The 13,522-nt window shown below is 57.2% G+C and carries 12 protein-coding genes and 2 pseudogenes; 8 read left to right on the top strand and 6 right to left on the bottom strand.

Annotated features, from left to right (window positions below; translation table 11 throughout):
- Positions 1-244: 244 nt before the first annotated feature.
- Positions 245-1,735 (top strand): phospholipase D-like domain-containing protein, encoded by a 1,491-nt coding sequence (locus tag AC0JZ4_RS21695; protein ID WP_471888552.1) that lies wholly within the window; start codon positions 245-247, stop codon positions 1,733-1,735.
- Here AC0JZ4_RS21695 and AC0JZ4_RS21690 read toward each other — a convergent pair.
- A complete protein-coding gene (locus tag AC0JZ4_RS21690) occupies positions 1,673-2,425 on the bottom strand; it encodes a UPF0104 family protein (RefSeq protein WP_471888551.1) in 753 nt (250 codons plus the stop codon). The genes AC0JZ4_RS21695 and AC0JZ4_RS21690 overlap by 63 nt on opposite strands.
- A gap of 243 nt (positions 2,426-2,668) precedes the next feature.
- On the opposite strand from AC0JZ4_RS21690, the gene AC0JZ4_RS21685 reads away from it, so the two are divergent.
- The 3 genes from AC0JZ4_RS21685 (at position 2,669) to AC0JZ4_RS21675 (ending at position 4,222) form a co-directional block, all read left to right on the top strand.
- Entirely contained in the window at positions 2,669-3,421 is a 753-nt protein-coding gene (locus AC0JZ4_RS21685; protein WP_471889060.1) for an endonuclease/exonuclease/phosphatase family protein, read from the top strand.
- Positions 3,422-3,594: 173 nt separating this feature from the next.
- A complete protein-coding gene (locus AC0JZ4_RS21680) occupies positions 3,595-3,846 on the top strand; it encodes a glycine zipper family protein (protein WP_471888550.1) in 252 nt (83 codons plus the stop codon).
- Between the two features lie 49 nt (positions 3,847-3,895).
- Positions 3,896-4,222, top strand: coding sequence for an antibiotic biosynthesis monooxygenase family protein (locus AC0JZ4_RS21675; protein ID WP_471888549.1), 327 nt, complete (start codon positions 3,896-3,898; stop codon positions 4,220-4,222).
- A 137-nt stretch (positions 4,223-4,359) separates the two neighbouring features.
- Here the strand turns inward: AC0JZ4_RS21675 and AC0JZ4_RS21670 are convergent, their stop codons facing one another.
- Genes AC0JZ4_RS21670 through AC0JZ4_RS21660 form a run of 3 tightly spaced genes read right to left on the bottom strand, consistent with a single transcriptional unit; the run spans position 4,360 to position 6,927 of the window.
- On the bottom strand, positions 4,360-4,761 hold the full coding sequence (locus tag AC0JZ4_RS21670; RefSeq protein WP_471888548.1) for a TIGR02588 family protein: 402 nt from the start codon (positions 4,759-4,761) through the stop codon (positions 4,360-4,362).
- An 11-nt stretch (positions 4,762-4,772) separates the two neighbouring features.
- On the bottom strand, positions 4,773-5,654 hold the full coding sequence (locus AC0JZ4_RS21665) for a TIGR02587 family membrane protein (protein ID WP_471888547.1): 882 nt from the start codon (positions 5,652-5,654) through the stop codon (positions 4,773-4,775).
- 37 nt (positions 5,655-5,691) lie between these two features.
- Positions 5,692-6,927, bottom strand: a complete 1,236-nt coding sequence (locus tag AC0JZ4_RS21660) for an NAD(P)/FAD-dependent oxidoreductase (RefSeq protein WP_471888546.1) — start codon at positions 6,925-6,927, stop codon at positions 5,692-5,694.
- Positions 6,928-7,089: 162 nt separating this feature from the next.
- Here AC0JZ4_RS21660 and AC0JZ4_RS21655 point away from each other — a divergent pair, with 162 nt between their 5' ends.
- The gene (locus AC0JZ4_RS21655; protein ID WP_471888545.1) at positions 7,090-9,048 is read left to right on the top strand and encodes an ABC transporter ATP-binding protein/permease; all 1,959 of its coding nucleotides are present in this window, start codon (positions 7,090-7,092) and stop codon (positions 9,046-9,048) included.
- 947 nt (positions 9,049-9,995) lie between these two features.
- On the opposite strand, the pseudogene AC0JZ4_RS21650 reads toward AC0JZ4_RS21655, so the two are convergent.
- A pseudogene (locus AC0JZ4_RS21650) lies at positions 9,996-10,598 on the bottom strand (OB-fold nucleic acid binding domain-containing protein); the annotation flags it as partial.
- A 32-nt stretch (positions 10,599-10,630) separates the two neighbouring features.
- Here AC0JZ4_RS21650 and AC0JZ4_RS21645 point away from each other — a divergent pair.
- Positions 10,631-10,952 (top strand): annotated as a pseudogene (locus AC0JZ4_RS21645) (DinB/UmuC family translesion DNA polymerase).
- Positions 10,953-11,218: 266 nt separating this feature from the next.
- Here AC0JZ4_RS21645 and AC0JZ4_RS21640 read toward each other — a convergent pair.
- Positions 11,219-12,097: a 3'-5' exonuclease gene (locus tag AC0JZ4_RS21640; RefSeq protein WP_471889059.1), complete on the bottom strand. Its 879-nt coding sequence runs from the start codon at positions 12,095-12,097 to the stop codon at positions 11,219-11,221.
- Positions 12,098-12,389: 292 nt separating this feature from the next.
- Here AC0JZ4_RS21640 and AC0JZ4_RS21635 point away from each other — a divergent pair, with 292 nt between their 5' ends.
- Together AC0JZ4_RS21635 and ku are read left to right on the top strand one after the other, a co-directional pair.
- Positions 12,390-12,671 carry a hypothetical protein gene (locus AC0JZ4_RS21635; protein ID WP_471888544.1) on the top strand — a complete coding sequence of 94 codons (282 nt, stop codon included), beginning with the start codon at positions 12,390-12,392 and terminating at the stop codon, positions 12,669-12,671.
- 1 nt (position 12,672) lies between these two features.
- On the top strand, positions 12,673-13,521 hold the full coding sequence (ku, locus tag AC0JZ4_RS21630; RefSeq protein WP_471888543.1) for a non-homologous end joining protein Ku: 849 nt from the start codon (positions 12,673-12,675) through the stop codon (positions 13,519-13,521).
- Position 13,522 lies beyond the last annotated feature (1 nt).

Below are 13,522 nucleotides of genomic sequence, written 5' to 3'. Positions count from 1 at the left end.
AACGACAAGTGGCACTGGAGGATTAATCAGGTGACGGGCGATATCGCCGGCAGTTGCTGTGATAACGTCTCCAAGGCGAACATTATGTTAAAACGGGCTTTCGCGCTGATTGGGACTTGGCCTCCAAAGCTCTTTTTGCACATCGGCTTAGCAGCGCCAAAACATCGGTATGTCCCTATAAATGCGGAACTTTTGGCCACCATCGGAATTGTAGAGGTTGTTTCAGGGGCATCTGCGCACAGGCATGGACAAGCATTTATTCCGGATCGGGCACAACGTGTGCCACGTCGAACAAGCAGACAGTCTGAAGTTTCTTGTCGATGGATGTGAATATTTTTCTGAGTTGGCCGGTTCAATCCGCCAGGCAAGGCGGCAGATATGGATCGTCGGCTGGGACTTCAACGCCCGTATCCGATTGACACCACAATGCGTTGAGCCGACATGGCTGGACGAACTCTTGTTATCGCAACTCGAGAACGCGCCCGACCTTACGATCAGGATCCTTGTCTGGGGTATGGGGCCGATCTATTCTGGAAAGTCGCTGAAGATATTCCGTCGGACTGGGCTCCTCAGTCACCCTCGTGTCGATATTCGCTTCGACTTTGCCCATCCATTCATGGCATCCCATCATCAGAAAATGGTCGTAATCGACGGAGATCGCGCATTCATTGGTGGGATTGACCTGACCGAAGGACGCTGGGACGACAGTCGACACCTTCCCGAGAACCCTCTTCGCGTCAAGCTGGATGGAACCCGATACGAGCCGGTGCACGACATCCAGGCGATGGTGGAAGGGAAAGTAGCGAGGGCAATCCAGGATCTTGCTCGAGCCCGCTGGTGCCGGACGACGGGCGAGGACGTTGCGGATGTCCGCGAGACAGATATGTCGAGTGAGGAGCGAACTTCTGGAATTGCAGACTTGACCGACATCGCGGTCGCACTCTCCGTGACCGATAGACGATTAAAGGGCGCGGAAAGTCAGTCTGTGAAGCTGGCTATCGAAGCTATTGCCGCAGCCAGGTCGCACATCTACATCGAGGCCCAGTATCTTGCCTCTTTTCGCATTGCCGAGGCTCTGGCCGCGCGGCTGAGATCCTCTGATGCGCCAGAAATCGTCGTAATCGTCACGCGCATCTCCCATGGCTGGATCGAACGCCAGATCATGGGACGCAACCGAAGCCGCATCATTCGTAAGCTCAAACGACAGGACGCACATGATCGACTATGGGTCATGTACGCGGTCGTTCCGGACGAAGTGACCGGCAACGAGCAGGAAGTCCTTATCCACTCCAAGCTGATGATCGTTGACGACGAATTCGTTCGAATCGGGTCGTCGAACCTGAACCACCGTTCGGAGCACTTTGACACGGAAGCCGATCTCTCGTTTGTCGCCAGAAATGTCGAGGAGCGCCAAGCGATCGCAAGTCTACGCAACAGACTGATGGCGGAGCATATGGGGGTGTCCGCGGATGCGGTCAGCTCGACGTTTGTGAGGACCTGCTCGCTGCAGGAGACAATCCGAGCCAACAACCCGCCTACGTCTCGCGGCTTCAGACATTTCGACGTCGACCTGAAAGAAGGATCGACGTCCCCTGCTCTCGCCACACCTATAGTTGATCCGTCGGGGACATCGATATTTGCCGGTGCCGTCATGGTCGCGAAACGCCTTGCCTCAACCCGTGCTCGAAACTTCCTCCGCCTTTTTGGCCGGAAGCGCGATTTCGCTGACCGCTAGAAGGCTAAGCCCTGCGGCGAGAGGCAGGAAGTAGTAGATGACCCGGAAAGCGATAACCGCCGCAATCGACTGAGCGCCTGGCAGGATAGCGGCGACGGTTGCCTCGAGTACGCCGACCCCGCCCGGGATATGGCTGATGATTGCCGCTATGTTTGCAATGATGGATGCCGCGGCAACCTTCAGATAGTTCGCGTCCGACAGAGCAGAAAGCATCTGGTGCAGGCTTGCGGCAACGAGTGCGAAATTCGTCGTTCCGACCAGTATCTGCATGATCGCAAGCTTCGCATTCGGCAGCTTCAAGACCTGTCCACGAACCGTCACAGAGCGTCGTGAAAACGCAGCAGCACCGAGATAAAGCACGGGGATGATTGCTGCGATCCAGGCTAGGATCAGGATGCCTTGGCGGCCAATACCGGTAAGGTCAGAAGCGTCTTGTGTTCGCAAGAACAGCGATGCACTTCCAAGCGTTGCCAGTCCGAGTGCGACCGTGACCCCGCAGAAGGTAACAACGAGACCGACCTCTGCGGCTGTCAGACCCCAACGGGAGTAATAGCGATAGCGTATCGCACCGCTACTGAGCGCCGCAACGCCTATATTGTGACCGAGCGAAAGCGCAACGAATGAGGTTAGTGTCGTCTGCCATATCGGCAGCTTCTTTCCCACATAGCGGATTGCCAACGCGTCAAACATCGACAGGCATCCGTAGGACGCGAACGCGAAGAAGAGCCCGAGCGCCAGGTGGTCGCCTGGTATCTCAAGCAACGCCTCGTATATCTCATCGAATGTGTATTTGCTCAGCGTTTGCCACAGGAGATAGCAGGCGCCGGCGATGGCAAGGACTATGACTATTTTGAAGGCGTATCGCAGGATCATCATTCCAAAGCTCGTTTAGCGTGCTGGAACGAAAATCATGGCCGGTGGGTTCCCTCGACCATGAGCGAACATCCACGGCAATCCTTCTCCGTCCTGACCTACAATGTCCACAGTTGTGTCGGCACCGACCGCAAGCTCGATGTCGGCCGTGTTGCCGACGTCATCAGGGCGTTGGACGCCGATATCGTCATGTTGCAGGAGCTGGATGTGGGACGTCTGCGAACCGGTAATATCGACCAGGCACACGAACTCGCGTCTCTCCTTGAGATGTCTCACCACTTCAACGCCGCAATGCATGTCGAAAACGAGCGTTATGGCGATGCAATCCTCACCCCTCATCCCATTCAGCTTGTTCGTTCCGGACCCTTGCCCTCAGTCGGGGAGCCACGCGGCGCGATCTGGGCCGAGGTGACGGTGGGCGATCAAACGGTCAACGTCATCAACACCCACCTCGGCTTGCGATCCGCGGAGCGTATGGCGCAGGTAGCCGAACTGCTTGGACCCGACTGGATGGGAAGCGAACGCTGCCGGCGGCGTCCCACGATCTTCGGTGGTGATCTGAATGCCATCCCTTCATCGGCCTTATTCAGAAGCATCACGATGAAGACGGAGGTTCGAGCCGGGATGAGATGGCAGCGTCTGCCTGCGACCTTTCCTTCCCGCTTTCCGATCCTACGGCTGGACCACATCTTCCACTCGGCACATCTGGAAATGACGAGTATGTCTCCAATTAGAATGGCACGCGCAAGGATCGCATCCGATCATCTGCCGTTGGTCGCGCGGTTTTGCTTCGCCTCGGTGGTCGAAGCTTAGCTCGGGAAGGCATTTATACCGGCAGGCCGCCGATGGCGTCGCGCACAGAAGACGTCCAACGGCCAAGCTCCTTTTTTTTTAGCTGCTCCGCCAGACGTTTTGCGACTCTCGCGCCATGCGGTGCAACCCATCCATCCTATACCCGTTGGCACCTGATATCACAGGAGGGTTACATGGCCAGATTGATCATACCGCTGCTCGCAGCACTGTCGCTGACGGCATGTTCGTCGACCGAGCGAGGAGCCGGTATCGGGGCTGCCAGCGGTGCCGTGATTGGCGGGGTTGCCACAGGAAACGTACGAGGAGCGGCAGTTGGTGCTGCTATCGGCGGCGTGTCTGGAGCGCTAATCGGCAACGTCGCGGGCCAGCCCGGTCAGTGCTACTATCGCGACCGAAATGGCAACCGTTACGTCGACCGCTGCTAGCGGTTATTCCACTAGTTTTCGAAACCAGGGCCGGGAGGCCGATATAGCCATGACCACGCATCCCACCATCGCGCGCATATGGCGTGGTCGGACCCGCCCCGAGCTTGCGGATGAGTACGAGGCCTACAATCGTGCGGAAGGGGTACCCCCACTCGAAAAGTCCGCACTTGGTGTTCAGCTTCTGCGTGAGGACCGCCAGACCGAGACATGGTTTACGACAATCTCCTATTGGGCAGATGTTGAAGCTATGACTGCTTTCACCAAAGGCGATCCTGAGACATTGCATCACCTTGAGCGCGATCGGGAATTGCTCATTGAGCTTCCTGACAGGATACAGATTCATCGGATTGTCGTCAGTCGCAAGGAGAATGGTTGACCTTTTCAACCGGCTGCAGTGCAGCCCGTGCCTCGACTGAACTTGTTCCGCAAGTCCGGCAGACCCATGAGCCGCAGGTCATCGTCAAGGCTTCTCGGCCGCGCCCTTTACTACAGGTCCGCCACCGGGTGAGGACATTACGGATTGGTGTAGCCGAGCGGACGAATTCGCACCTCACGATTGCCGGGATCTTGCGAAAAAAACATGGCACCGGAAGAACGGGATTCGGCTGCAACATAATCAAAGACGATATCGGCGAACTCGACAGGCTGGCCTGCATCGATGATCTCGCCTCTTACGACAACGTCCGCGGCCGTTGTTGTCGATCCGTTGGTTACGTCGAATGTCACGCGGTATCCACCCGAGATCGGAGCGCCGCTCGTCTGCTGGATTCCCAATTCCGGCGGCAATGCCTTGTCCGTAAGAGCTTCCCAGCAAAAGAAAGCTATCATCGAGAGCACGAGTAATGCACAGGCACTTCCGGTGGCCCACTCGATCCAATGGGCGTTTCGCTGCTCGATACTTGTCCCATTTCCCATTATGACCTCCATTAAAGAATGAGCCGGGCGGCGGCGGCCCCTACGGCGCCGGGGACGCTCAGAACTACGGACGAAAGCAAGATCTGGCTCATCGCCTTGCCGTCAAGCCGACCGAACAGCCAGAGCACCAGGAGACTGACGGCCATAGCAACAATGTAGCCGGGCAATGTGAACCGAACAATGACGTGCCACCAGGGAACACATGCGGGCATAGAATGTGCACCCTTGAACGACACGCTATAGACAAATGCGTGCATGATCGCGATTGAGGCCAAAATCATTAAAATCGCGTGCCCAGCACTCATTTTGTAGGAAATCAGGATGATCTCCTCCGTGGGCGCGACATTGAGATTGAGAAACAGGGCACCTACAGCCATCAGGAAGAGTTCGTGGCCATAACTGCCAGACATCCGATCCTTCAAGGCACCCTCAGAATTGCCCTGCTCTTCCTCGCCGGCAGCTTCGGCCCCGGACGTATCGGCAAGCTGTGATCGTGCCAGCAGCGCACCGATACTTGCCGCCACCGCCTGCAAAGCTGTTTTTCCGAGGATTTCCGAAACCGGCATGGTCGATTTGAGATCGCCGAACAGGAACAGGATGAAGGCGCTTATCAAGATGCCAAGCGCATATGCAACCATGGCATCCCGACAGGCCTGCAAGAAAGTACGGGTTTTCTCGAAGCCAACGATATGGGCTAATGCCACCAGCAAAGGGCAGTTGATGGTAACGAGTATGAGGAGCCGATGGCGATCCATGGAAAAGCCAAGCTGCCATAGCTCCATCGTCATGAGCATCGGCAATCCGAACAGGAGTGCCCCGGCCGCGCCGCGCCCTATGCCCACCGAAAACCTGTGGATCTCGCTGAATTCATCTGCCTTCGAATGATGCGCCACTTGGGCCTCCTCCCCATTGTGCAGCAATTTTTCCCGGCTAAGTCACCGGAAACAGACACCAGTCCGGATCCTGATGCCCAAGGACATGCGCGGATATCAGGTCAGCCGCTATCTTGGAAAAGGTGATGCCGTTGCCGCCGAAACCCATCGAAACGAACACGTTTTGCATTCCGGGTGCAGGGCCGATCATCGGCAACCCGTTTGGCGTAACCCCGAATGCAGCTGACCATGCGAAATCCGGCGTGCCCAAGGCGATACCGGTGAGATCGAGCAGCTTTTCTCGAAGGATTTCCGCCTTCTGCCTGGCTTTCGTCGGGCTCTGGTATGCATGGTCACCCTCCTCATCCTCCCCGCCGACGATGACCCGACCATCAGCGGTCGATCTAAAATACAGGTAGGGATCAGAGCCTTCCCAGACGAGATACTCGTCGAGCCACTCCGGTCGTTTCAATCGCGGCTTGCTTGCCAGCGCCCATGTCGAGACAAGCCTGTGCCTCTTACTTTTCAGGCATTCGAGAAATTCGTAACCAGTGCAGAAGACAACATGTCGTGAGGCAATAATCTTGCCCTGCCCTGTTGCAAGGAAAACAAGGTCGCCTGCCTCACGAAGATCGGTGATCTCCAATCCGGACACGATCTCGACCCCCTGCTTTTGGGCCGCCCGAAGAATAGCCGTGGTCATCTGGACGGGATTTGCGGAGGCGGAAACCGCACTGTCGATCGCAGCGCTCCGCCCGATACCGTGCTTGTCCAGCAACGTGGCTTCATCCAGAAATTCCGCGTCGATCCCGGCGCTTTTGCGCGCGTTTACCTCGACCTTTAAGGCACGTTCACCATACTGGCTACCGGAAAGGAAAAGAGCCCGACGCGGCTGGAAGGCGCATCTCAGATCGAGGTCCCGATTAAGGTTCTTCAGATCCTCGACCGCACGAGCCGACCTGCGCCAGACCCGAGACGCCTTCTCTCGCCCGATGCTTCTGGTCAGACGATGAAGCGGTACATCGATTTCGTGTTGTATCATTGCGGTGCTTGCGGCACTACTGCCACGCACCGGATCACGTCGATCGATCACCATGATCCGCAATCCCTTGCCGCAAAGTGCGTGTGCCATCAGCGCTCCGCTGATACCCGCCCCGACAATGACTACGTCAAATCGATCGGATGTCGGAGTTTGCCGTGCCCGTAAGGAAGTTCGGGCGGTGGCGAGCCACAACGGTTGGTCGCGACGCAGCTTCTGACGATGTGTGAGTGGGCCATCCTGAGACGCGCGCATGAACCGGAACCCCTCGCATACTGCTGCTTTGACGCCCTTAACGCCTTCTCATTGGGCATGGTTCCTCGCGCTATGGCGACCGTTGCGTGCGCGAGGCCGGCGCTTTTTTCTAGCCGTTGGATGCGTGTGAAACCTTTTATACCATCATCCGTTGTGGCGCTCATGAGTGATGGGAAAATAGCGCCTGTTTCCAAAGAGCGTACCAGAGAGCCTCGTTCTGATGGCCAGGTGCGCAAAGATGACCGGGCCGGCGAAACCGAGCCCGTGCCAGATGCCATCGAGCTGGAGCCTCAGTTATCCGAAGAGGACGCGGAGCAGGCCCGCAAGGCCTACCTCCTGAAACGCTTCTGGATCAGTGCGCGCGGATACTGGAGCCGCCGCGGGGACAAGATCGCGTGGCCTGTTTCGATCGGGCTCTTTGCCTTGATCGGTCTCAACGTGGGTTTCCAGTACGGTATAAATGTCTGGAACCGCGAAATCTTCGACGCGATCGAGCAGCGTAACGCGTCCACTGTCTACTATCTCGGTGCCCTGTTCCCGCCCCTGGTCCTTGGCAGCGTTACGCTAGTCACCCTCCAGGTCCTTGTCCGAATGCTCATTCAAAGGCGCTGGCGCTCTTGGCTTACAAAGACATTGATCGCGCGCTGGCTTGCCAATGGCCGTTACTATCAGTTGAACCTTATCGGCGGAGATCATCAAAATCCCGAAGCGAGGATATCCGAGGACATGCGGATCGCGACGGAATCGCCGGTCGATTTCGTATCCGGTGTCATCTCCGCATTCCTGTCTGCATCAACCTTCATATTCGTCCTTTGGACAATCGGTGGCGCCCTGACCCTGCCGATAGGCGGATCATATATAACGATCCCCGGCTTTCTCGTCGTTGCCGCCGTTATCTATGCCTTTGTAACCTCGGGATCTATAGCCTATATCGCACGCAATTTCGTCCAGGTATCCGAGGTCAAGAACCAGGTGGAGGCCGAATTTCGCTACACGCTGACGCGTGTTCGTGAGAATGGAGAAAGCATAGCACTGCTGGGAGGCGAAGAAGAAGAGCGCAACGATCTCGACCGGACGTTCAAGAAGGTTCGCCACCAATGGCGCAAGCTCGCACAGCAGTATATGCGCACGACGCTCGTGTCGCATGGTTCCATGCTGATTGCGCCCGTTGTGCCGGTCCTGCTCTGCGCGCCGAAATTTCTCGATGGGAGCATGTCGCTTGGGGAAGTCATGCAAGCGGCCTCAGCGTTCACGATCGTCCAGACCGCTTTTGGCTGGCTGGTGGACAATTACCCGCGCCTGGCGGACTGGAATGCATGCGCGCGCCGCGTTGCGTCGCTTATGATGTCGCTTGACGGTCTTGAACGTGCCGAGACTAGCAACCGTTTGGGCCGCATAACGCGAGGGGAGGCACACGGGGAGACGATGTTGAGCCTCCATGACCTTTCAGTATCTCTGGGCAATGGAAAGGCAGTCGTGAAAGAAACCGAAGTTGATATCGAACCAGGAGAACGTGTGCTCGTCGCCGGTGAATCCGGATCCGGAAAGAGTACGCTTGTGCGGGCGATCTCCGGCCTCTGGCCCTGGGGTGAAGGAAGCGTGACGTTCCGTGCCGATAGCCGTTTGTTCATGCTTCCGCAGAAGCCCTATATCCCGACCGGAACATTACGCCGGGCCGTCGCCTATCCGCAGGATGCCGACCGGTGGAATGCTGACGAGATTGGCGCAGCCCTCGACAAGGTGGGCCTCGGCCACTTGACAGATAAGATCGAGGAGGACGCCCCTTGGGATCACACGCTCTCTGGCGGGGAAAAACAGAGGCTGGCCTTTGCTCGCCTGCTCCTCAACAATCCCGACATCGTCGTGCTGGACGAAGCCACCTCGGCGCTTGATGACAAGAGCCAGGACCAGATCATGGAGACGGTGATCGACGAAATGCCGCAAGTTACCATCCTGAGCGTGGGCCACAGGGCGGAACTGGAGGCATTCCACAGCAGAAAGATTACGCTTGAAAAACGCGAAGGCGGTGCACGGCTTGTGAGCGACGTGAATCTCATTCCTACAAAGGGCAGACGCGCTATGCGGTCGATGCTCTGGAGAAGACTACGCAGACCGCGCTGATCCGTTACACGTCGTCGTCAGCGGTATCAATTTCTCCGTCATCTTTGAATTATCGAGAGGGGCCTCTCGTTGCGTTTTCTGCTTCATGGAGGGGCAACTCGTCGATAACAGACATCAGTGCTGGGAAGCTCGTGAATGCCGGTCCAACCCATTTGACGCAACCACTGCGTTCCACAATAGAGAGCGTGAAGCGTTCGAATGAGATACGGTAGGCTTTTGCCACTGTGTGCGCAGACACAATGCAGCGGCAGGCGCCATAAAGACCAATTGCCTCCGTCGGGGAAACCTCGGCAACAATGATTGAGCGGAGCCGCATTTCGTTCATATGAGGCTCGAGTTCTGTGACTTGGCTTTGCCGCATAGCGGGATCGCGCCCTGCTATCAGCAAAATCCACTCGGGCTCGTAACTGGCTTCGAAACATTTTAGAACCACGGTTCCTCCCTCTCCCACCGCTTGGGGAATTTTCGTCTGCGATCGGTGTTTCATCTGTCTCTTGAAAGCCCGGCACCCTATAGACATTGAGTTTCGAGTGGCTAAGACGAACAGATGTTCCAAGAGGCGTCTGCCGGAATTCGGATGGCCCCCTGATGGCAGTTCAAACCAGCAGGGACCGCTTTGGTTTCATTTCAGAAATCGGCCATGCGTCTTCATAGTTACTTTTGCCCCGTGACCGCAGCCACAATTGAGCTTTTAGCCTGGCCGTAAGTGACGCGGACTTCCAACCGGAACGTCGCCGAACCGCTGTCCCTACGGCTAAGGGTGAATAGCCCCGATTTTCGCAGAAAACGTCGGGTTTGATTTTTTGCTGCTTCACAAACTCGACGAGCGACAGCATCCTCTTTCTGACTTTCTTGCGTTTCGGGTACCATGAATAGTGATAGTGAACGCGACGATTTTACCTGGTCTTGAACCAATTCAAACCTCCGACCGACGATAAGGGCTTATTTTAATGGAAGTTCCGTGCCTTGACCTTTAGCGTGTCGACATGGAGGTCGGGATCGTACATCTCCTTGGGCCGGGGAACTGAGCGCGACGCATCTCGCGGGTCCGGCCCTCCGCCATGAGCGAACTCATCACCCCTTCCCGCCGGTAGTCTGAACTCCGCATCCCGATCCGCCAGGCCCGATAGATCCGGTTTCAGAGCGAAGAGTTGCTGGGCAACCAGATGGACCACTTCCCCTTCCCGCTGGATCCGACCGTTGATTGCCAGCATCGACGATCCCAGCACGATCCGCCGGCGCTTTTCAAACAACGTCGGCCAGACGACGAGATTGGCGGGGCCGGGCTCATCCCCGATGGTGATGAACATCACACCCTTGGCCGAGCCGGGTTTCTGCCGGACCACAACCAGACCGCCCGTGTAGACCCAGCGCCTGTCGCGTGCGCTCATCGCATCGGCACAGGTGATGATATTGCGAGCCGCCAGATCCTCGCGCAAAAACGCTACCGGACGCTGCCGCAGTGTCAGTCCGGTATGGCTGTAGTCCTCGATGACATTGTGTCTGTCGGTCTGCCGCAGCGACACTTCCGGCTCCTGCCGCTCGGCAATCCGTCGGCGCTGAAGATACGTTTAGTGAGGACATCGATGATCTCGAGCTGGCGACGAGCGAACTGAAGCCGCTGGCAGAGAAGGTCTGGAGCTATTGCGAGACCAGGTTTTCGCGGCAAGACCGTCACCCTGAAGATTAAGTATTCCGACTTCACCCAAGCGACGCGCAGCAAGGCCACCAGCCTCGCATTTGCCAATGGCAACGAAATATTCGAGGCGGCAATCGGGCTACCCGCGACTGTCTTTCCGTTCAAACGCTTGGTGCGCCTGCTTGGCGTGACGTTGTCGTCGCTCACCAATGATCAGGGCGAAGATGGTCAAGATGACCAATCGCTGCTGGATTTTGGGATGTAATCAGAAATGAAAAAGCCTGCGCTGGAGGAGTGCGCAGGCTTTTCAAATTGATCGAACAACAGCTGGGAGGAGGAGTGCCGTTGTCCATTCAGGCTACCCTTGGGAGGAGGAGTGGGCTACCTGATTGACGAAGCTTTGCGGGAGGAGGTGCATCGCTTCGTTGGGATTAGCTATACACGACCTATTGAATCGAGTAAGGCCCCTCGCCGCAGTCCAGCCATGCACATTTTGCATGCCGCATGGCGAAGACGCCTAAGTTTGAATCATCAGGCCCGAAACCGATCGAAGGCCGTCAATTGCCGCGTCGGCGGATCAGCTTCCGGATAGCGATAGATATCCGTGCGCAAATAATGGAGCTCGTCGGCGAGCGCTGACTCATCAACTTCGATCCACCAGGATTTCGGCCGCCCCTCACTTCCGTCGGACCAGCGATAACCCCTCGCCTTCAGATGGTCCTTGAGATCGAAGGGGCTGTTTTCGGCAAAGATCCGCACCCGTGATTGCTGACTTGCAAGATGCAGCTCGGCAAACGCCGTCGACAATTGGGCTTCGTCCTGGCGAGCCAAGACTTCAAGCAGCGCGAAACAGTCATCAACCGCACGATGCCCGTCGTGGAAAAAGCCCGCCTGCCCGATCAAATAGCCAAGCTTTGTCCCCTCGAAGCCGCGTGCCGACCATTCGATCTCGGCGTTCGAGCAGGCCCAGGCCTTATCCGAAAAGATCGGTGAAAATGCCTCGCAGAACGGCCGATCGAAACCGGCATTATGAGCGATGATGAGATCGGCGGGATCGATCAGAGCTCGCAGTGCAGCAATGTCGATGACCTGCCCCGCCACCATCGCGTCGGTGATGCCGGTCAGTCTGGTGATCTCGGCGGGGATCGATACCGTCGGCTGCTGAAGCCCACCATAGATGCCCGTGACATCGCCGATCGCACCTTGCTCGTTGAAGGTGAAGGTGATGGCGCCAATCTCGATGATCTCGTCCTTGCGGTGACTGAGCCCCGTCGTTTCCGTATCGAGGATCACACCCCTCAGCGGAAATCCAGGCCTGATCGATGTGGCGACAGGCCGAGGTTCGAGTTTCCGCAGGATGCGGTAGCGCCCGGTCCCGGCCAGATGCGCAGCCATCTGCTCTTCGTCCATGCGAGGGACCGTAGGCACCCTGTCTGCCAGCTTTCCGGAGTTCGCCGGCGATAGCTGTTCGCCGCCAGGATTTGCCGCCGGCGCGTTGTCGCTCGGGAACATGTCGTATTGAGCCTTCATCGCATCAAATCTCTGCTGCCTGTTCATCGAAGACCTATCACAGCGCCTCCATCCCGTCTTTGCCGGGTGAGCTCGAGCCAGCAATATCCCACAGGTCACTGCATGGCGGGGAACCAATAGCCGTCTTCCCCTGTTAATCCCGCTGATTTAATCACTGGAGCCGGTGGCTGTTATGGCGTTCCATCAAGTGCGTAATCCGACCCCGACAAAGCCCATTGATCCGCGCGACCGTGTCATCGCAGCGCTGTTTGCGCAGCTTAAAGCCGAACGCGAGATCCGTGAGGCCATCGAGCTGGCGATCCGCAACGGTGCCACCTCCAGTGAGGTTCTGGAGGCGATTGTCGGCGACCCGGTCCCAGCCATGACGGACGATGGGGTTACCAGCGAGGATCTCGCGGCGATAGAACAGGCACTTGCTCTGGATCGCACAGCCGGCTCAACAGACAGGCACTGAGATGGCGACGCGGGCAAGCTGGAAAGGCCACCTGAAGATCGGCGAAATCGGCTGCGCTGTTGCGCTCTATACTGCGGTCTCCACCAGCGAAAAATTATCCTTTAACATCGTCAACAGGAAGACCGGAAACCGTGTCGAGCGGCAATTCGTCGACAGCAAAACCGGAAAGCCAGTCGATCGCGACGACCAGGTCAAGGGTTATGAGACCGAAGGTGGTCGTCACATCGTGCTCGAACCCGATGAGATCGCCGACCTGATGCCGGAGAGCGACAAGCTTCTAACGGTGTCGCGCTTTATCGAATGCGGTGAGATCGACAAACTCTATTTCGATCGACCCTACTATCTTGCACCCGTCGAACCGGAAGACGCAGAAGCATTGCGGTTGCTGGCAAGGGCGATGGCGGACGAGAATGTCGCGGCGATCGCCGAGGGCGTTCTGTTTCGACGGAACCGGACGCTGCTGATCCGCCCCGACGGACATGGCGCCATCATCGCCACGACGCTGAACTTCGACTACGAGGTGCGCTCGGCGGCCACGACGTTCAAGAACATCCCGGACATCAAGTTCGACAAAGAAATGTTGACGCTCGCCAAGCACATTATCTCGACCAAGTCCGGCAGTTTCAAGCCGGAGGATTATCATGACCGCTATGACGCGGCGCTGGTCGAACTGGTCAATGCCAAGATGGAGGGCCGCAAACCGCCGAAGCGCAAGGCCGAACCGAAAGGCAAGGTCATCGATCTCATGGATGCGCTTCGCGAAAGCGCCATGATGGGCGGGAAATCGGGTGGCAAACGCAAGGCGGCAACCGCCAGGAAGTCCAATACGAAACAGCGCAAGGCGAGCTGAT

This window comes from [Rhizobium] kunmingense (assembly GCF_977018605.1).
This window is presented reverse-complemented; position numbering and strand designations above follow the sequence as displayed.